Raw genomic sequence first — 17,003 nt, 5'->3', positions numbered from 1 at the left:
TAGGAGCGGGAAGGCTTTCGCGGGGAATCTGGCGGGCAAGCCTGTGGCTTTAGTGGGGCCATGGATCTGAAGGGGGCTACCCTGCCTTCTTCCGCCCCGCCGTTGAGCCGAGCAGCGCTATATCCCGGTTTTCATGCGCAACGACCGGGGAGGTCGGCAGCATCCGGTCGGTCATCAATATCCCGTCGAGGTGGTCGAGTTCGTGCTGAAGCAGTTCGGCAAGCGCGAAATCCGTCTTCTCGAACGCCTCTTCCCTTCCGTCGAGCCTGCGGAAACGCACGGTCACGCTATAGTGCCTTTGCACCCTGACGGCGATTTCCGGCATGCTCATGCAGTCGTCCCACACTTCGGCCCGCGCGTCGGAGGCCCATGTCAGCGCCGGGTTGATCAGCACGTGCTCGCGCCCGTCCAGCACCATGGCGATCATCCGCTTCATGATGCCGGCCTGCGGGGCTGCGATCGCCCGGCCCCACCCGTGCCGGGCGCGGAATGCGTGCACGGTGCGCAAAAGCCGCTCCGCCTCTTCGGCCAGTTCCGCTTTGCAAGTCTTCATCGACACGGGTTCGCAGACCGTCTTCAGCCGCGGGTCTCCAAAACGCAGGATACTGGCAAGTGGATCGTTCATGACAAGCTCCGGCAGCTTCACCAAAAGCGCAAAACCGCGGGCCTTGTCGCCCGCGTCTGGCTGACGGCGGGGGCTTCAACCCCAGTTGGAAAAGATTTCCTCGCGCTGCGCGCGTGACCCGGCAAGGCGTTCCTGCGTGGCGGCAAGCACGGCTTTTGAGGCTCCCTTCGGCGTTCCGGCGTCAAACGGCGGGGCGGGCGCGTATTCCAGCGCAAGCTGCACGGTTTCTGCTTCCGCCTGGCCCATGATCTCGCTGACGACGGCGAGCCCGAAGTCGATGCCCGAAGTCACCCCGCCGGCGGTGAAGAGGTTGCCGTCCTGGACGATGCGCTCGTCGACCGGCTCCGCGCCCAGTGTCGAAAGGAAGTCATGGGCGTACCAATGCGTCGTCGCGCGCTTGCCCTTGATCAGGCCGGCCGCGCCCAGCACCAGCGATCCCGTGCAGACGGAAGTGACGTATTTCGCCTCCGCCGCCTGCTTGCGCACGAAATCCAGCACTTGCTGGTCCTTGAGCAGCGGGTTCACGCCGCCGCCGCCGGGAACGCACAGCACGTCCAGCGTCGGGCACTCGTCGAATGTCATCGTCGGCACGAGCGTGAGGCCGGTGGAGGAGACAACCGGTTCGCGATCCTTCCAGATCAGATGAACCTCTGCGTCCCTGGCCGTCGCGAAAACCTCGTAAGGCCCGGTCAGGTCAAGCTGCTGCACGTTGGGAAACACGAGAATGCCGAAACGCACGGTCATTTGAATTCTCCAGATTGACTTTGGGCAAGTTATCAGGCCACCCTCTGGCAAGATCGCCATTTACCCCTCTTTTTGTGCCAAAGTTTCGTGCCAAAATGCAGCGACGTATCGAAATCCTCGCCTACAGGGACGTGCAGCTTCTCGATGTTGCCGGTCCCTTGCAGGTTTTCGCCACCGCCAATGACCTCGCGCGCATGTCCGGCAGGCCTGCGCCTTACGCGCCCGTGGCCGTGGGTGAAGCCGGGTCGGCGGTCACGTCGTCCGGGCTTTCGATAGGGCTGGGACCGCTACCCGCCGCCGATGCGCCGCTGGATACCCTCATCGTGCCGGGCGGGTGGGGCGTCGACCTTGCGTCGGAGGATGCGGCCCTGGTCGCCTGGGTCAGGCGGCGTTCGCATGTCGCGCGGCGCACGGCTTCGGTTTGCAGCGGCGCGGTTCTTCTGGCGACCGCAGGCCTTCTTGACGGGCGGCGCGCGGTCACGCATTGGGGGCGGTGTGAGGATTTCTCGCGCCGTTTCCCGAAGGTGTGGCTTGATCCCGATCCCATTTTCGTGCGCGACGGCGATATCTGGACGTCGGCCGGCGTAACAGCGGGCATCGATCTCGCGCTTGCGCTGGTGGAGGCCGATCTCGGCCGCGAGACGGCCCTTTCGGTCGCGCGGCAGCTCGTCGTGTTCCTGAAGCGCCCCGGCGGGCAGTCGCAGTTCAGCACGGCGTTGTCGTTGCAGGACAGCGGCGGACGTTTCGACGATCTTCACGCCTGGATCATGCAAAACCTGCACCGCCCTCTGGCATTGCCGGACCTGGCCGAGCAGGCGGGCATGAGCAGCCGCAGCTTTTCGCGCCATTACCGGCAGGAAACAGGCCGCACGCCCGCCCGTGCCGTTGAGGAAATGCGCCTTGAAACCGCCCGCCGACTGCTGGAGCAGGGCGGGCACGTCGCGCGCATCGCGACCCGCTGCGGCTTCGGCTCGGAAGAAACCATGCGCCGCGCCTTCACCCGCCGCTTCGGCACCAGCCCGCAAGGCTACCGCGAGCGGTTTTCGGCCTGAGTTTCGGTGTGCCCTTCGATGAGGTGGCAACAAAGCTCATCCAGTGGGGGCCTTCGCTGGTCGGTTTTTGCACTGCGGTGGGAGGCAGGGAAATGGCTGTGCTGATCGAGTGGCAGGAAAGACCAAGGAACAAGCCGAATCGCATGCGCATGTCGCCGTCCTCCCGTGCGGTCCAAATCCGAACTGCACGGTCAGGGGCAACACGCAGGCAAACTTAAGTGACATCGCGCGACGATTGGGTGCCGGGGGTTGGAAAACTGACCGATGAGGCTACTGGCTCGATTTACAGCAACTTGTTTCCGTGCAGTCTGGTTGTGCCATGAGTTGCAAATATAGGCATTCATCGCGATTAACTTAAAAGCAGTGCTGAAGTGTCTGCGGAATAAAGTCCCTGGAAGTTCGAGTCTTCTCGACCGCAGCATCCAAATAACCTCGAGATTGAACGCACTCGGGATTTTTTCATTTGATAATCTTAAGAGTTGCGAAATTCGATATACTCAACCCTAGAATCGCTAAATGATTCAAATATCGGTATTGCAGCTGAGATCGTTCGGAAGATGAATATTTCAAGAAGTATCAATAATCATTTGAAAGAGCCAGACATTTCAATTGATCAACATACGAATCGCTGCATCAAGGCTTTGGGCCAAAGCCTTCGGTCTCGACGTGCCGTATATCTCGATATGCGTTTCTGGATAATTATTCGAGATGTTGTGCGTCGAGGAACAGATAGCGCGTCTCAAATATTTTTGGAACTTCTACGAAAAAAGACAAATGAAGGACTAATATTTTGCCCAATCTCTGAGAGTATTTTTGTTGAATTGATGAAACAGTCCGATCCTGCTTCCCGTACCATGACGGCAAATCTGATGGACGAGTTAAGCTTGGGTATCACGCTAATTCCAGAACATATGCGGTTTGCAACAGAAGTAACCCATTTTTTTCGTACGAGTTTAGGGCAAACCGACCTGCTGCCGCTTGAGGATCTGGTTTGGTGCAAGCTGAGTTATGTATTTGGTTTTCTTCACCCCAGCAATACACCGTTCGATGAATCGACCGAGAGAGCCATGCAGAAGGCTTTTTTCGATCATATGTGGACGATACCTCTTACGCAGATAATAGATCTACTTGGTGACACGAAATTCCCCGGAAGTTATTTGAATGATCTGGCAAATGAACTAAATGCTGGCATTGCCGCGCATGCTGATGAACTACGTAGTTTTAAGCAAGCCTATATGGCCGAGGTCCGGGGCGCTGTCGAATTAGCAGGAGGTATAGCGGCAGACACAATTTCCGAGATTGCCGCTGCTAGCGGAGTGACGCTGGCCGGACCAACACCTGAGGAGCGCAGGCGAGCCGAAAACAACTGCGAAAATCTCATGGCTTTGGTTTTAGAGAAAGGCAAAGCTCAAAAACAACTTCGAACGATACATATTCTTGCCAGCCTTCACGCTTCCTTGCGCTGGAACAAGGGGCAGAAGTTTGTCGGTAATGATATTTATGATTTCCATCATGCCACGGCGGCCATTGCTTATTGTGATGCTTTCTTCACGGAAGGCCCACTATGCAAGATGATTAGGCAGAATCATCTGAAATTCGGCGAGCTGTTCAATTGCCATGTCACAGCAGATATTGACGAGGCGGTAGCTTGGCTTGAGGCCATCAAATAATACAATGCTAAAATAATCGATGGGAAAGAGTGGTGATCGGTGGCTGCCTACGTTGGAGGCTAATTCCAGATACTGTGCTGCCAAAAATCAAAAAGCCCCCGGAGCGATTTGCTCTCGGGGGCTTTTGAATGGTGCGGTCGAGAAGACTCGAACTTCCACGGGTTTTACCCCACAGCGACCTCAACGCTGCGCGTCTACCAATTCCGCCACGACCGCTTGTCTTGTCCGAACCCCTCGGGGCCGGCGGAGCCTTCCTCTATCAAATAGGATTCTGCCGCGCAAGTGGTGGATGCGAAGATATTCACATTCCGGATCAAAACGCGAAAAATCCGCGTGTGGCGGCTGTGGATGGCAAGGCATTCTGCGAGAGGAGGTTTCAGATTGGGCCTTGCGTGCGCGCCGGGCGCACGTGCGGTTCGCGTGTCAGCACCTCGGTCACGGTAATGCCGATCTTGTCGCCCTGCAGGACCACCTGCCCGCGCGCGACCGGGATCTTGTTTGCAAGGATCTGCACGTCGTCGTCCTCATGGGCGTCAAGCTCGATCACAGCGCCGCGGCCCATGCGCAGCAGTTGGTGAACCGGCATTTCGTTCTTGCCGAGGACGACGGAGATATCGACCGAGATATTGTCGAAAGTGGTCATTCGCGCTTTCCGGCGTTAAGGAATAGGTTTATCGAACAAGGTTCGCCGATGCTTTTCGCCTGTCCCGCAAGAGGGGATATGCGAAGCGGTTACTGGCGGTTAACCGATGTTTCGCATTTCGCCAGAACGTGGTTAAGAAACCCTTAAAGAAGCTGACCGAGCGTTACTTGCCCATGAACCACCGCTCCGACATTGCCCTGGATTTTCAGCCCGCCCCCGGCTCTCCTCCGGTCGAATGGATGATTTCCGACGAACCGGTGGAATACGAGGTTGCCCTTGCCGAAATGGAGGAAAGGGTGGCGCGGATCGCCGCCGGCGAAGCGGCGGAGCGCGTCTGGCTTCTGGAGCACCCGCCGCTTTACACCGCCGGCACCAGCGCCGATGAGGCCGATCTTCTGGCGCCCGGGCGTTTCCCGGTCTATCGGGCAGGCCGTGGCGGGCAGTACACCTATCACGGGCCGGGCCAGCGGGTTGCCTATGTGATGCTGGATTTGAAGCGCCGCCAGGCCGACATCCGCGCCTTCATCGCCGCTCTTGAGGACTGGCTGATCGGCACGCTCTGGAATTTCCACATTCGCGGGGAACGGCGGGAGGACCGGGTCGGCGTGTGGGTCAGGAGGCCCGATAAGGGCCCTGAGGCGGAAGACAAGATCGCCGCGATCGGCATTCGCGTGCGCCGCTGGGTCAGCTTTCACGGCATCTCGCTCAACGTGGAGCCGGACCTTGAGCATTTCGAGGGGATCGTGCCCTGCGGCGTGACGAAGCACGGCGTCACCAGCCTTGTCGATCTCGGCCTACCCGTGACCATGGCGGAAACGGATTCCATCCTGCGCCAGGAGTTCGAGCGCCGCTTCGGGCCGACCGTGCGGGTCTAAGTCAATTACGTGGCGTCAGCAACTATCTAGAATCCTGAAATCGCCGTCGAGCTGCGTCGCCTCGCTCAGGATCAGCAGTTCGTCGACGCGCGCGCCTTTCGGCCCCATTTTCGCGGCGTCGATCATCAGGTCGATGGCGTTCGCCGGGCCGCAGATGACAGCTTCCACCTCACCGGAATAGCGGTTGCGAACCCAGCCGCTCAAGCCTGCCGCCGAAGCCGTTCGCGCCATCCACGCCCGGTATCCTACGCCCTGGACAAGACCGCTGATGGAGATATGCAGGGATTTGATGTTTTGCATCGCCTGTCCTTTTCGCCGCTGCCAAGCCTAGCGAAACGGAAGGCATAACTGAACCCGCCGGACCGCGAATCAGCGGCGCGTCCAGGATTCAAGCTCGGCCAGGTAGGTTTCGGGCAGTTGCCAGTCTCGCGCGGCGGGAATGACGATGCCGGAATGATAGTCGGGCCGCGGCCGGCCTTCGTCCGTGTTGCGGCCGACATAGATAAGCGCGCGCACCGGCGCATTCGGCCCTTTGACAGGCAGATGGACCTTTTCGTACCAGCCTCGCGCCACGCCCTCGTAGCGGTCAAGGGTTCGAATATGCGCCAGCGTCAGGTCCCAGAGGATGCCGTGAACCGCGCCGCCGGGGCGCGGCTGTATCGAGGCGACGCCGTCGGTTGTGATGAGGAAGCGCCAGCCGGAAAGGCGGGCGGGTCCGAGAGGGGTTCCGCCGGGGCACCGGTTCGACATTTGTCCCCGGTGCATGTTGGAACCATAGGCGAAATAGATCGGCATGTCGGGATTTCTCAGTCGTCGAGTTTCACCCTCATATAACCCAAATACTTTTTCCTGGCCCTGTCTGGAATTCTGTTCGAAGCTCGCCGCCCGGTAATTCAGGGCTTATTCGAACTCCATGATGACGGCATCGACCGCAAGGCTTTCGCCGGGTGCGGCATTGATGGCGGATATGACGATGTCGCGTTCGGCGCGCAGCACGTTTTCCATCTTCATCGCCTCCACCACGGCAAGCGTTTCGCCCGCCTTTACCTCCTGGCCGACCTCAACGTTGATGGAAACAACCAGTCCCGGCATCGGACACAGCAGCATTCTGGAGGTGTCGGGCGGCATTTTCTCCGGCATCAGCTTGTCGAGCTCGGCGATCGCCGGCGTCATGACCCACGCTTTCACGGAAAAGCCCTGCCAGTCGAGCCGGAAACCGTTGGGGATCTGGCGAACCTGAACACAGACGTCCCTTTCGCCGATGCGGCCGCGCCATAATACCTCGCCCGGCCGCCACTCGGAAACCACGGTTTCCACCGGGCCGCCATCGATTGCGATATCAAGCTCGATCGGCGTTGTCGGCATGCCGGTGACAAGACGCGCCGGCAGATGCTCGTCATCAAGCCGCACGACCCAATTCTCGCGCACCGCACCCGAATGCGGGCGAAGCCGGCCTGTCAGGTGGTCCAGGCGGTTGCGCCGCAGCGCCTCCATCGTCAGTGCCACGGTCGCTAGCACCCGCCTGGCGTCGGCATCCGGCACCATCGGCTTGAAGCCGTCCGGATATTCTTCGGCGATGAAGCCCGTCGACAGTTCGCCCAAACGCCAGCGCGGCTGCTTCATGAGCGAACTCAGGAAGGGCACATTGTGCTGGATGCCGTCGACGACGAAACTGTCGAGAGCGGTACTCATGGCGTCGATCGCCTTTTCCCGCGTCGGGGCGTGGGTGATCAGCTTCGCGATCATCGGGTCGTAAAACATGGAAATTTCCGACCCTTCCGTGACGCCGGTGTCGTTGCGGATCGTCACATCGCCGTCCGTGCCTTCCTCCGGCGGTGCGTAGCGCACGAGCCGGCCGATGGAGGGAAGGAAATTGCGGTAGGGGTCTTCCGCATAGATGCGGCTTTCGACCGCCCAGCCATCGAGCTTCACGTCGCTTTGCGAAATCGACAGCTTTTCGCCGGCGGCGACGCGGATCATCTGCTCCACGAGATCGATGCCCGTGACGAGTTCGGTCACCGGATGCTCGACCTGCAGGCGCGTGTTCATTTCAAGGAAGAAGAAGGATTTGTCCTGGCCTGCGACGAATTCGACGGTGCCGGCGGAATCGTAATCGACGGCCTTTGCAAGCGCGACCGCCTGCTCGCCCATTTTCCGGCGCGTTTCCTCGTCGAGAAGCGGGGAGGGCGCTTCCTCGATCACCTTTTGATTGCGGCGTTGAATGGAGCATTCGCGCTCGCCCAGATAGATCGCGTTGCCGTGCTTGTCGCCAAGGACCTGTATCTCGATATGGCGTGGATTTTCGATGAATTTTTCGAGGAACACACGGTCGTCGCCGAAAGAGGAAGCGGCCTCGGAGCGCGAGCGGGTGAAGCCGTCGTGCGCTTCCTCCGCGTTCCAGGCGATCCGCATACCCTTGCCGCCGCCGCCGGCTGAGGCCTTGATCATCACCGGATAGCCGATCTCGCCGGCGATCTGCACGGCATCCTCGGCGGATTCGATAACGCCGAGATAGCCCGGCACCGTGGAAACCTTGGCCTCATTGGCGAATTTCTTGGATTCGATCTTGTCGCCCATCGCCTCGATGGCGCGCGGGTTCGGGCCGATGAAGACGATTCCTTCGGCTTTGAGCGCTTGCGGAAATGCGGAACGCTCGGACAAAAAGCCGTAGCCCGGATGCACGGCTTCCGCGCCCGTTTCCTTGCAGGCGGCGATGATCTTGTCCATCACCAGATAGGATTCGCTCGCCGCCGGGGGGCCGATGTGCACCGCCTCGTCCGCCATCTCGACATGCATCGCATCACGGTCGGCGTCGGAGAAAACGGCAACCGTCCTGATCCCCATTCGCCGGGCGGTCTTGATGACGCGGCACGCGATCTCGCCGCGATTGGCAATCAAGATCTTGGAAAACATGCGATGAGGCTCCCTCAAGCGAAGAATTTTCTCGTTTTTTAGGCCCGGCAAGAGAGGCTCGCAACTGCTCCAAAGGGCCAACGTGATCAAGCGTATGGCAAACATCGCCAAAAAACGGGAAGGTGTTTACCAAATTGAGGTCCGTTTCCGGATACTTTCCTTCTCGAGGTAAGGTTAAACGGAAGTGCAAGCCAATATGCGGTCCTTATTAAAAAACGGGATTTTTGCGGCGGTCGGAATTTTCATCATGCTCGTTCCCGCAGCTGCCCAGGATGCGTCCGGGACGTGGCGCTACGATACGGTTCAGGGCGTGGGCAGGTTTTGGGCGCAAATCTCCGGTGAATCGACATTTTCAATATGGTGCAAGAATACCGGGCGGGGATATGCGTCGATCATCGACATCGATATCCGTGGAAAATCGGCGCCTTCCGACAGTTCGATACGCCTGTCCTTTGATGGGGATGTGGTGAATATCCGCACGGATGGGGATGGAAACGTGCGCATGGATTGTCATTTCTGCGCCGACCAGATGACCTGGATCTGGTGGAAATTTAAATCCGCGCGCAAGCTCAGGGTCAGTTTCAAGGACGGGAGGGCGGAGACATTCGGGCTCATCAGCGCGAAAAATGTGATGGGCGAGGAAATCTGCTCAACTATTTGAACGGTCGTTGGCGCCATTTGGACCTTGCGGACTGGCGTCCACGCCGTTTATGGAGGCGTGGTCGCGTCAGGGGCGAATTTTGCCCGCCGCGCTCACCACCAACGGACCGGAGCGGCCAGGATGGACGCCATTCACCTTGAAGACCTGGCATTTTATGCTTTCCACGGCCTCCACCCCGAAGAGGCGCGGCTGGGCCAGCGCTTCCATGTCGATTTGACGTGCTGGCTCGACCTGTCGAAAGCTGCTGCGAGCGACGAATATGCGGATACCGTCTGTTACGGTACGCTTACGAAAGCGATTGAAAAAACAGTTACAGAATCAAGATTTTATCTGATTGAAAGGCTCGCAGGCGCTATTGCCGATGCCGTGCTCGGCGTGGATGGCCGCATTGAGCGCGTAAGGGTGCGTGTGCATAAGCCGGGCGCCCCGTTGCCGATCGCTTCCGGACGCGTGAGCGTTGAAATCCTGCGGGACCGCCCCGCCCGATAAGCGCGGTCCGGGCGATCGCGGAAAAGCCTCGTCAACCCGGGTTGATTGCCAAGACAATTTTGCGGCTCGGGAAATCCAGTTTGTAGTTCCTATATTCATTTTTGGATGAATGCGGCGGGCTCGCCCGGAGACGGGAGCCACGACGCTGCGCGACGACCCGGGAGATTTCGATGAAACGCGCGTATACCATGCTGAGCGCCACGGCCATGGCTTTTATCGTATCCATAACGTCCGCCTATGCTGCGCGCCCGGACACACGCGCCATGACCTGCCGCCAGGCGCAATCGCTTGTAGAACGTTACGGCGCGGTCGTTATGACGACCGGCAAATATACCTACTTCAGGTTTGTTTCGCAGCGTAATTACTGCGATCCCTGGGAGGTTTTGAGGCCAAAGGTCGCGCCGACCCGCGACAACCCGGCCTGCATTGTCGGCTATGCTTGCGTCGAGCCTTTATTTGCGCCCTGGGATGATTGATCATTCCATGCAGCTCCGGCGTTATCGGAGGCGCTGCCTTGCCGAATGCGACCGCTGCGCCTCGGCGGATCGTATCGAATAATCCGTGTATGCCGTTGAGATTCCGTTTGTCGCCGAGGCTTGCGGGCGGTAAGTCTGCCTTCACGATCCGACCGGAAGAATGACGTTTTCGTGCGTTACAAGCGGAGGGGACCGTGACGCAAGCGGACATCGTCGACGCCGAACCCACCCCCGACGTCACGCCATTTCGCGACGACGAGGGGCGGATCGATTCCAGTTTTCTTGAACAGATCGAGGCAGCCGTCGCCGAGCGCGACGCAGACGCCGTACGCCGGCTTGCGGGTAACCTGCACGAGGCCGATGTTGCCGATCTCCTGGAGGCCTTGAACGAAGACGAAAGGCCCGAACTCGTCCGCCTGATGGGTGATGATTTCGACTTCGCGTCGCTGACGGAAGTCGATGAGGCGATACGCCTCAAACTCCTGGAAACACTACCGAAAGACGCGGTGATCGAGGCCATCGGCGAACTCGATTCCGATGATGCCGTCTACATTCTGGAAGATCTTGAGCCTGAAGATCAGGCTGCGATCCTGAGCAGGCTTTCGGTTTCCGATCGTGTCCAGCTGCAACGCTCGCTCGACTATCCGGAGGAAACGGCGGGCCGTCGCATGCAGACGGACTTTATCGCCATCCCTCCCTTCTGGACGGTCGGCCAGACGATTGATTACATGCGCATGGCTGACGACCTGCCGGATACGTTTTACGAAATCTATGTAGTCGATCCCGGTTTCAGGCTGATCGGCGCGGTTGCACTCGACAAGCTCCTGCGCACGAAGCGCTCGCGCAAGATCTCCAAGATCATGCAGGAAACGCGCTATATGGTCTCCGCCACGGAAGACCAGGAGGAGGTCGCCCGCACCTTCGAACGCTACAACCTCGTCTCCGCGGCCGTCGTCGACGACGCCGAACGGCTTGTCGGCGTCCTGATGGTCGATGACATCGTCGACGTTATCCAGGAGGAGGCGGAGGAAGACCTTTTGGCGCTTGCCGGCGTCGGCGACGAAGAGATTTCCGACACGGTGCTCACGATCGCACGCTCGCGCCTTACCTGGCTGACCGTGAACCTCGGCACGGCTGTATTGGCTTCGACCGTCATCGCCCTGTTCGAGGAAACCATCAAGGCGATGGTCGCCCTTGCCGTTTTGATGCCGATTGTTGCCTCCATGGGCGGCAATGCCGGTTCGCAGACCATGACGGTCGCCGTACGTGCGCTGGCAACGCAGGAACTCGGTTCCCGCAATTTCTGGCGTGTGTTGCGCCGCGAGGTGCTGGTCGCGATGCTGAACGGCGCGGCCCTTGCGGTGCTGATGGCAGTGGTTGCCGTTCTTTGGTTCGGCAATGCTGGGCTTGGCGTCGTTATCGCGCTCGCCATTATCGTGAACCAGTTGTTCGCCGGTTTGTCAGGGCTCGGGATACCGATATTGCTGGATCGCTACGGCGCCGATCCAGCGATCGCCTCAAGCGTTTTCGTAACGACGGTGACAGATGTTGTTGGCTTTTTCGCGTTTCTGGGCATTGCGGCTTTCTGGTTCGGTCTGCCATTTTAGGATTCAATCAAGAGACCAAACCGGGAGGCGCCCATGGCGAATGCGCCGCCGATCGACGGAATTCTGGAAACCGCCGTCTATGTCGACGACATGGAGGAAGCGCACGCGTTTTATGCCGGCGTGCTCGGTCTCAAGCGCATGGTCGAGGGTGAGCGGCTTTACGCCTATGACGCGGGGCCGGGAGAAACCCTGCTCGTCTTCCGCCGGGGCCACACGGGTGATGATGTCGAAACGCCCGGCGGCGTCGTGCCCGGTCACCACAGCGAGGGGCCGAGCCATTTCGCCTTCAAGATCGCCGTCGAGCAGCTTGATCCCTGGCGCGATTACCTGAAGACGCGGAAAATCGATATCATAAGCGAGGTCGTCTGGCCGGCGGGCGGAACGAGCCTCTATTTCCGCGATCCGGACGGCAATGTGCTCGAACTGGCCGCACCGCCTCTGTGGCCGAATTTCACGGGATAGAACCGCCACAAGGGATTGTTTGCCATGGACATTGTCGGAATCGATGTTTCCCACCACCTCGGCGAAATCGACTGGGACGCGGTGAAGGCGGACGGCGTGGCATTCGCCTTCATCAAGGCGACGGAGGGGGCCGATTTCCGCGATCCGCGGTTTGCCGAGAACTGGCAGGGATCGCGCCTTGCCGGTGTCCCGCGCGGCCCGTACCACGTATTTTCCTTCGGTTCGACGGGCTCCGCCCAGGCGGAGAATTTCATCGATGTCGTGCCGACCGCGATCTCCGCGACGATGCCACCGGCACTCGACCTCGAGATTCCAAGAGGCCACTCAGACCTGCTGGGTCGCGATGAGGTCTTGAGTGAGGTCTTGGATTGGCTGCAGCGGATAGAGGAAAACTTCACCCGGGCGGCGATCATCTATACCGATCCCGCCTTCTTCGCGCGATATCTCGAGGGCAGCGCGATTGCGGAAGGGGCGGACGGCAGAAAATTCTGGTTAAGATCGATTGGCGAAAGGCCCGCATACGGGCCGGATTGGACCATCTGGCAGTTTGATGACAAAGGGCAGGTTGCAGGTATTGACAAGCCGGTGGATAAAAATTGCTTGCGTAAGAAAGAAATACTTTCAGATATACTACAATTATAGTCTTTTCATAATTCATAAGAATTGATATTAATATATTAATTATTTTCCTTAATTAAGAATTTTTCAAAATCAAAGTTATATTATCCACTTTTTAATTTACTTATCTTTAGAACAAGATTTGCGTTAATGGTGTGTGTCCCTTCTGCAGGTTATTCCAGGTAGATTAGATGCGCATGATCGCTTTGGTTCTGGGTGTATTCGGCGCGGGTTTCGCGATCATGCTGTTTTTCTCGTCCGGTATCGACCGTTCTCTTTCGCTTGCGAGCGTTGACGGGCTCGTGGAGAAAGCCGCCTCAGCATTCACCGCGCAACCCGCAGAGGAAGGCGGTGGGATGCTCGCTTGGTTCGGTTTCGGCGGGAACCCTGAACCGAAAGTCATGCATCTGGACAAGATTGTCGTGAGCGAAGGGCCCGAAGCGTGCAGGATCAATCCCGCATCATCAGAGGACCGCGTTGTCTTCGTGAATCTGCATCGAGCCGAAGGCAAGTCTCCGGTACAGATTTCGGATGGAACGGGGAAATTGACCTCAATGGTCAATGTGAATCTTGGGAGATATCAGTCTCCAATATATTTGGTTCTCCATGCTTACGACTCTGTATTCTGGCAATTGAATGTTCTGAATGGGACTGAGATTTCGAATATTCTATTGATCGGTGACAATAGTCAGGCGGTTGCGAATGTTCCGCCCGGTGTCTTTCCGCAAATAATAAGCGGCAAGAACGAAAACAACCGACGCTGTCCGGATTTCGCGGTTGCCGGCCAGTTCGCCGACGATCCCTCGGAACTGGAAAATAAGATACGAACCACCGTGAAGGCCCCGATATCCGAGAGCAAGTTTGTCTATGCGGCGAAGGATTTGTTTCTGGGAGCCGACAGCAAATCCCTTTCCCGGCCAAGCCTGATAGATGGACGGAAAATCTACACTCATAACAAGCTGACCCAAGGCGGCGCCGCACCGGGTGGGGCATAGTCCAGGTGGTTTCCGAGGTAATGCTGTGTTGCAAAATTTTCCGCAATTGCTCCTTCCGCCGCGCAAATCGCCGTGGCGAGAGCCCGGATTGAGCGGAAAGCATTTGCCGCACGTGTTTGTGCTCGCTGAAAATCGACTAATCTTTTAGGATAATGTATTGAAAAAAATATATAAAAAACTTTACATTGACTAAAACGTAAAGGTAAATCACTCTCCATTTCCGGAGGAGCGATGCAAGCCTATTACACCATATCCCAGCTTACGCAGGAATTCGGCATCACAACCCGGACCTTGCGCTTTTACGAGCAGGAAGGGCTGGTGAAGCCGATGAGGCGCGGGCGTCAGCGGCTGTTTCGCCCCGGCGACCGTACCCGGCTGAAGCTTATTCTTCGCGGCAAGAGGCTTGGCTTCTCGCTCGCCGAAATCCGCGACATCATCACCATGTACGACAAGGCACCGGGCGAGATCGGCCAGCTTGCGCATCTCATGAAGCGCATTTCCAGCCGTCGCGCGGAGCTTCTGGAAAAGCGGCGCGACATAGATCTGACCCTCGCCGAACTTGATGCAGTTGAAGAGGGCTGCCTTGAGCGGATGAAGGAAATCGGCGCCGACCCGCGTGAACTCATCGGCGAAAAGGAGGGCACTCCGTCATGACCGGGCATCTGCCGCGCGACGAGAATTGGCGCCGGCGCGTGGAGCGCAGTTTCGCCCGCCAGGCCTTCATGGACCATATCGGTGCAAGGATAGCGCATCTGGCGCCAGGCGAAGTCGACCTTGAAGTGGATGCGCGCGCGGCGCTCACCCAGCAGCACGGCTTTTTCCATGCGGGCGTATCAACGACGATTGCCGACAGTGCCGCCGGTTATGCCGCTCTTTCGCTTTTCAAGCCTGGTTACGGCGTCCTGACGACGGAGTTCAAGATGAACCTGCTCAACCCTGGGCAGGGCCGAAAGCTCCTGGCGCGTGGCCGGGTCATCAAGCCGGGACGGACGCTTACCGTCGTCAGGGCGGATGTCTACGGCCTGACGGAGGAAGAAGAGCTTCACGTTGCAACCGGGCTTTTCACGATGATCGCGCTTGAGGGCATGGACGACTGAGCAAGTATGGTATCGCTTGTTATGCGCATAATTCATGCGCATAATTGGCCCTTGTATGAAGCGAACAGGAGAGAATGTTGAAGCGCTCTGCGAATCTCTCGGTTGAAAGCGAACTGCTTGAGGAAGCGAAAGCTCTCGGCATCAATCTATCGCGTACCTTCGAGGAAGCGCTTGCGGCGCGGTTGCAGGAAGCCAGGGCGGAAAAGTGGCGTGAGGAGAACAGGGGCGCGATCGAGGCTTATAATTCCGCGATCGATGAAGCCGGCACTTTCGCCGAGAGGATGCGCCGGGATCGATGATGCAGTTCGATGTCTTTCCCAATCCGGATCCCGGACGAACAGATGACCGGCCGTACATCGTCGTTTTGCAGCATAACCACCTGATCGACCTTTCTTCGGTTGTCGTGGCGCCGCTCGTGAAGGCGGAATCCGTTCTGCCCCTTGCAGGGCTCATGCCGACTGTGGTGGTCGATGGAGCGCGGTTCCATGCGGTTGTTCCGGATCTGGGAGCAATTTCAAAACGGCATCTCAAGGGCGCTGTAGCAAATGTCAGTACGTTCCGAGATGACCTGATAAAGGCGCTCGATCGGCTCTTTACGGGTCTTTGAAGCTTTCCATCAACAGGTGCAACATGATCCCCAACCAGCAACCCGCATTCAACTTCAACCTCGGAGAAACGGCGGATCTCCTGCGAGATACGGTGCGCTCTTATGCGCAGGACAACATAGCCCCGCTTGCAGATCGTATCGACCGGGAGGACTGGTTCCCACGCGAAGAACTGTGGCCGGCGATGGGTGAACTTGGCCTTCACGGCATCACAGTGGAGGAGGAGTGGGGTGGCTCCGGCCTTGGATACCTGGAACATTGCATTGCGATGGAAGAGGTGTCGCGGGCGTCGGCCTCTATCGGCCTTTCCTACGGCGCGCACTCGAACCTTTGCGTCAACCAGCTTCGCCGCTGGGGTAATGACGATCAGAAGAAGCGTTATCTGAACAAGCTCGTGACGGGGGAGCACCTCGGCGCACTCGCGATGTCCGAGCCGGGCGCCGGCTCCGACGTCGTCTCCATGAAGCTGAAGGCGGAAAAGAAGGACGACCGCTACATCCTAAACGGCTCGAAAATGTGGATCACCAACGGCCCCGATGCCGATACGATGATCATCTACGCGAAGACGGATCCGAATGCGGGCCCGCGCGGCATCACTGCATTTCTGGTGGAGCGGGACTTCAAGGGTTTCTCCGTCGCCCAGAAGCTCGACAAACTCGGCATGCGCGGCTCGCTGACCGGTGAACTCGTCTTCCAGGACTGCGAGGTGCCGGAGGAAAACGTGCTTGGCGAAGTCGGCAAGGGCGTTAATGTGCTGATGTCGGGCCTTGATTACGAACGCGCCGTGCTGGCGGCGGGCGCTGTGGGGATCATGCAGGCGGCGATGGATGTCGCGATCCCCTATATCCACGAACGCAAGCAGTTCGGACAGCCGATCGGCGAATTCCAGCTCGTTCAGGGCAAGATCGCCGATATGTACGTGCAGATGAACGCTTCGCGCGCCTACGTCTACGCGGTCGCGCAAGCCTGCGACCGGGGCGAGACGACGCGCGAGGATGCCGCCGGCGCGATCCTTTATGCCGCCGAAAACGCGACGAAGATCGCGCTCGATGCGATCCAGCTCCTCGGCGGAAACGGCTATATCAACGAATATCCGACCGGCCGCCTTTTGCGCGATGCCAAGCTTTATGAAATCGGTGCGGGCACGAGCGAAATCCGCCGGATGCTGATCGGGCGGGAAATTTTCAACAAGACGGCGTGAGGGGGAGCTTTGGATTCCCCCTTAGTCATTGAAAGGATGTCTTTTTGACTCGACGCAAATTTCGTCAAAAGATTGTAGATACATCAATTTACAATTATTCGGATTGAAAATCCGGCGTCGGGGCGAAGAACCAATGGAGTTTGCCTTGGTTGTAAGATTTGCAATCGGCGTGGTGCCAGGGTCTGGACTTATGAAATTGACGGAATTGGTATGAGCCGAATTGGTTGGATACAAGGAGCAAGAGCGTAGTTAACCAGGCCGGTTTTCAAG

21 protein-coding genes and 1 tRNA gene are annotated in these 17,003 nt (G+C 58.3%); 15 read left to right on the top strand and 7 right to left on the bottom strand.

The features are described from left to right. Positions 1 to 76: 76 nt before the first annotated feature. A complete protein-coding gene (locus tag HPQ64_RS16155; RefSeq protein ID WP_172889517.1) occupies positions 77 to 625 on the bottom strand; it encodes a peptide deformylase in 549 nt (182 codons plus the stop codon). Between the two features lie 75 nt (positions 626 to 700). After that, on the bottom strand, positions 701 to 1,369 hold the full coding sequence (locus HPQ64_RS16150) for a DJ-1/PfpI family protein (RefSeq protein ID WP_172889516.1): 669 nt from the start codon (positions 1,367 to 1,369) through the stop codon (positions 701 to 703). Positions 1,370 to 1,464: 95 nt separating this feature from the next. On the opposite strand from HPQ64_RS16150, the gene HPQ64_RS16145 reads away from it, so the two are divergent. Further along, the gene (locus tag HPQ64_RS16145) at positions 1,465 to 2,421 is read left to right on the top strand and encodes a GlxA family transcriptional regulator (RefSeq protein WP_172889515.1); all 957 of its coding nucleotides are present in this window, start codon (positions 1,465 to 1,467) and stop codon (positions 2,419 to 2,421) included. Between the two features lie 557 nt (positions 2,422 to 2,978). Continuing rightward, on the top strand, positions 2,979 to 4,091 hold the full coding sequence (locus HPQ64_RS16140; protein ID WP_172889514.1) for a hypothetical protein: 1,113 nt from the start codon (positions 2,979 to 2,981) through the stop codon (positions 4,089 to 4,091). 129 nt (positions 4,092 to 4,220) lie between these two features. On the opposite strand, the gene HPQ64_RS16135 is transcribed toward HPQ64_RS16140, so the two are convergent. Both HPQ64_RS16135 and HPQ64_RS16130 read right to left on the bottom strand, forming a co-directional pair. After that, positions 4,221 to 4,307 (bottom strand) — tRNA-Leu (locus tag HPQ64_RS16135). Positions 4,308 to 4,467: 160 nt separating this feature from the next. Beyond that, positions 4,468 to 4,734: a FliM/FliN family flagellar motor switch protein gene (locus HPQ64_RS16130; protein WP_172889513.1), complete on the bottom strand. Its 267-nt coding sequence runs from the start codon at positions 4,732 to 4,734 to the stop codon at positions 4,468 to 4,470. Between the two features lie 173 nt (positions 4,735 to 4,907). Between HPQ64_RS16130 and lipB the strand changes: the two genes are divergently transcribed. Further along, positions 4,908 to 5,609, top strand: coding sequence for a lipoyl(octanoyl) transferase LipB (lipB, locus tag HPQ64_RS16125; protein ID WP_172889512.1), 702 nt, complete (start codon positions 4,908 to 4,910; stop codon positions 5,607 to 5,609). A gap of 15 nt (positions 5,610 to 5,624) precedes the next feature. Here the strand turns inward: lipB and HPQ64_RS16120 are convergent, their stop codons facing one another. From HPQ64_RS16120 to HPQ64_RS16110, 3 genes are all read right to left on the bottom strand, one after another. Continuing rightward, a complete protein-coding gene (locus HPQ64_RS16120; protein ID WP_172889511.1) occupies positions 5,625 to 5,909 on the bottom strand; it encodes an acylphosphatase in 285 nt (94 codons plus the stop codon). A 69-nt stretch (positions 5,910 to 5,978) separates the two neighbouring features. Continuing rightward, positions 5,979 to 6,404 carry a gamma-glutamylcyclotransferase family protein gene (locus HPQ64_RS16115; RefSeq protein WP_172889510.1) on the bottom strand — a complete coding sequence of 142 codons (426 nt, stop codon included), beginning with the start codon at positions 6,402 to 6,404 and terminating at the stop codon, positions 5,979 to 5,981. A gap of 105 nt (positions 6,405 to 6,509) precedes the next feature. Then, positions 6,510 to 8,522, bottom strand: coding sequence for an acetyl-CoA carboxylase biotin carboxylase subunit (locus HPQ64_RS16110; RefSeq protein ID WP_172889509.1), 2,013 nt, complete (start codon positions 8,520 to 8,522; stop codon positions 6,510 to 6,512). 247 nt (positions 8,523 to 8,769) lie between these two features. Between HPQ64_RS16110 and HPQ64_RS16105 the strand changes: the two genes are divergently transcribed. The 12 genes from HPQ64_RS16105 (at position 8,770) to HPQ64_RS16050 (ending at position 16,733) form a co-directional block, all read left to right on the top strand. Continuing rightward, complete coding sequence (locus HPQ64_RS16105) at positions 8,770 to 9,183, top strand: hypothetical protein (protein WP_172889508.1); 414 nt, start codon at positions 8,770 to 8,772, stop codon at positions 9,181 to 9,183. Positions 9,184 to 9,303: 120 nt separating this feature from the next. After that, positions 9,304 to 9,672: a dihydroneopterin aldolase gene (folB, locus tag HPQ64_RS16100; protein ID WP_172889507.1), complete on the top strand. Its 369-nt coding sequence runs from the start codon at positions 9,304 to 9,306 to the stop codon at positions 9,670 to 9,672. 170 nt (positions 9,673 to 9,842) lie between these two features. Further along, on the top strand, positions 9,843 to 10,148 hold the full coding sequence (locus tag HPQ64_RS16095; protein WP_246270725.1) for a hypothetical protein: 306 nt from the start codon (positions 9,843 to 9,845) through the stop codon (positions 10,146 to 10,148). A gap of 194 nt (positions 10,149 to 10,342) precedes the next feature. Further along, the gene (gene mgtE / locus HPQ64_RS16090; RefSeq protein WP_172889506.1) at positions 10,343 to 11,755 is read left to right on the top strand and encodes a magnesium transporter; all 1,413 of its coding nucleotides are present in this window, start codon (positions 10,343 to 10,345) and stop codon (positions 11,753 to 11,755) included. Positions 11,756 to 11,788: 33 nt separating this feature from the next. Continuing rightward, complete coding sequence (locus HPQ64_RS16085; protein WP_172889505.1) at positions 11,789 to 12,217, top strand: VOC family protein; 429 nt, start codon at positions 11,789 to 11,791, stop codon at positions 12,215 to 12,217. 24 nt (positions 12,218 to 12,241) lie between these two features. Continuing rightward, positions 12,242 to 12,859 (top strand): glycoside hydrolase family 25 protein, encoded by a 618-nt coding sequence (locus tag HPQ64_RS16080; protein WP_246270768.1) that lies wholly within the window; start codon positions 12,242 to 12,244, stop codon positions 12,857 to 12,859. A 167-nt stretch (positions 12,860 to 13,026) separates the two neighbouring features. Further along, positions 13,027 to 13,830, top strand: coding sequence for a hypothetical protein (locus HPQ64_RS16075; RefSeq protein WP_172889503.1), 804 nt, complete (start codon positions 13,027 to 13,029; stop codon positions 13,828 to 13,830). A 231-nt stretch (positions 13,831 to 14,061) separates the two neighbouring features. Beyond that, positions 14,062 to 14,484 (top strand): MerR family transcriptional regulator, encoded by a 423-nt coding sequence (locus tag HPQ64_RS16070; RefSeq protein ID WP_172889502.1) that lies wholly within the window; start codon positions 14,062 to 14,064, stop codon positions 14,482 to 14,484. Further along, positions 14,481 to 14,927: a PaaI family thioesterase gene (locus HPQ64_RS16065; RefSeq protein WP_172889501.1), complete on the top strand. Its 447-nt coding sequence runs from the start codon at positions 14,481 to 14,483 to the stop codon at positions 14,925 to 14,927. The genes HPQ64_RS16070 and HPQ64_RS16065 overlap by 4 nt, the downstream gene beginning before the upstream one ends. Positions 14,928 to 15,004: 77 nt before the next feature. Continuing rightward, a complete protein-coding gene (locus tag HPQ64_RS16060; protein ID WP_210260298.1) occupies positions 15,005 to 15,226 on the top strand; it encodes a type II toxin-antitoxin system CcdA family antitoxin in 222 nt (73 codons plus the stop codon). Next, positions 15,223 to 15,534, top strand: a complete 312-nt coding sequence (locus tag HPQ64_RS16055; RefSeq protein ID WP_172889499.1) for a CcdB family protein — start codon at positions 15,223 to 15,225, stop codon at positions 15,532 to 15,534. Before HPQ64_RS16060 ends, HPQ64_RS16055 begins: the two co-directional genes overlap by 4 nt. Before the next feature lie 23 nt (positions 15,535 to 15,557). Further along, positions 15,558 to 16,733 carry an isovaleryl-CoA dehydrogenase gene (locus tag HPQ64_RS16050; protein WP_172889498.1) on the top strand — a complete coding sequence of 392 codons (1,176 nt, stop codon included), beginning with the start codon at positions 15,558 to 15,560 and terminating at the stop codon, positions 16,731 to 16,733. The last annotated feature ends 270 nt before the right edge of the window (positions 16,734 to 17,003 follow it).

The organism is Hongsoonwoonella zoysiae (assembly GCF_013266695.1).
Classification (GTDB): domain Bacteria; phylum Pseudomonadota; class Alphaproteobacteria; order Rhizobiales; family Stappiaceae; genus Hongsoonwoonella; species Hongsoonwoonella zoysiae.
The sequence above is the reverse complement of the archived record's forward strand: the minus strand, read 5'-3'. Positions and strand labels throughout refer to the sequence as shown.

What these genes read in the sequence shown, in the direction of transcription:
- HPQ64_RS16050 (WP_172889498.1), top strand. Translation starts at nt 15,558, where the DNA reads ATGATCCCCAACCAGCAACCCGCATTCAACTTCAACCTCGGAGAAACG.
- folB (WP_172889507.1), top strand. Translation starts at nt 9,304, where the DNA reads ATGGACGCCATTCACCTTGAAGACCTGGCATTTTATGCTTTCCACGGC.
- HPQ64_RS16075 (WP_172889503.1), top strand. Translation starts at nt 13,027, where the DNA reads ATGCGCATGATCGCTTTGGTTCTGGGTGTATTCGGCGCGGGTTTCGCG.
- HPQ64_RS16105 (WP_172889508.1), top strand. Translation starts at nt 8,770, where the DNA reads ATGCTCGTTCCCGCAGCTGCCCAGGATGCGTCCGGGACGTGGCGCTAC.
- HPQ64_RS16065 (WP_172889501.1), top strand. Translation starts at nt 14,481, where the DNA reads ATGACCGGGCATCTGCCGCGCGACGAGAATTGGCGCCGGCGCGTGGAG.
- HPQ64_RS16120 (WP_172889511.1), bottom strand. Translation starts at nt 5,909, where the DNA reads ATGCAAAACATCAAATCCCTGCATATCTCCATCAGCGGTCTTGTCCAG.
- HPQ64_RS16070 (WP_172889502.1), top strand. Translation starts at nt 14,062, where the DNA reads ATGCAAGCCTATTACACCATATCCCAGCTTACGCAGGAATTCGGCATC.
- HPQ64_RS16130 (WP_172889513.1), bottom strand. Translation starts at nt 4,734, where the DNA reads ATGACCACTTTCGACAATATCTCGGTCGATATCTCCGTCGTCCTCGGC.
- lipB (WP_172889512.1), top strand. Translation starts at nt 4,908, where the DNA reads ATGAACCACCGCTCCGACATTGCCCTGGATTTTCAGCCCGCCCCCGGC.
- HPQ64_RS16140 (WP_172889514.1), top strand. Translation starts at nt 2,979, where the DNA reads ATGAATATTTCAAGAAGTATCAATAATCATTTGAAAGAGCCAGACATT.
- HPQ64_RS16055 (WP_172889499.1), top strand. Translation starts at nt 15,223, where the DNA reads ATGATGCAGTTCGATGTCTTTCCCAATCCGGATCCCGGACGAACAGAT.
- HPQ64_RS16080 (WP_246270768.1), top strand. Translation starts at nt 12,242, where the DNA reads ATGGACATTGTCGGAATCGATGTTTCCCACCACCTCGGCGAAATCGAC.
- HPQ64_RS16095 (WP_246270725.1), top strand. Translation starts at nt 9,843, where the DNA reads ATGAAACGCGCGTATACCATGCTGAGCGCCACGGCCATGGCTTTTATC.
- HPQ64_RS16110 (WP_172889509.1), bottom strand. Translation starts at nt 8,522, where the DNA reads ATGTTTTCCAAGATCTTGATTGCCAATCGCGGCGAGATCGCGTGCCGC.
- HPQ64_RS16115 (WP_172889510.1), bottom strand. Translation starts at nt 6,404, where the DNA reads ATGCCGATCTATTTCGCCTATGGTTCCAACATGCACCGGGGACAAATG.
- HPQ64_RS16145 (WP_172889515.1), top strand. Translation starts at nt 1,465, where the DNA reads ATGCAGCGACGTATCGAAATCCTCGCCTACAGGGACGTGCAGCTTCTC.
- HPQ64_RS16150 (WP_172889516.1), bottom strand. Translation starts at nt 1,369, where the DNA reads ATGACCGTGCGTTTCGGCATTCTCGTGTTTCCCAACGTGCAGCAGCTT.
- HPQ64_RS16085 (WP_172889505.1), top strand. Translation starts at nt 11,789, where the DNA reads ATGGCGAATGCGCCGCCGATCGACGGAATTCTGGAAACCGCCGTCTAT.
- HPQ64_RS16155 (WP_172889517.1), bottom strand. Translation starts at nt 625, where the DNA reads ATGAACGATCCACTTGCCAGTATCCTGCGTTTTGGAGACCCGCGGCTG.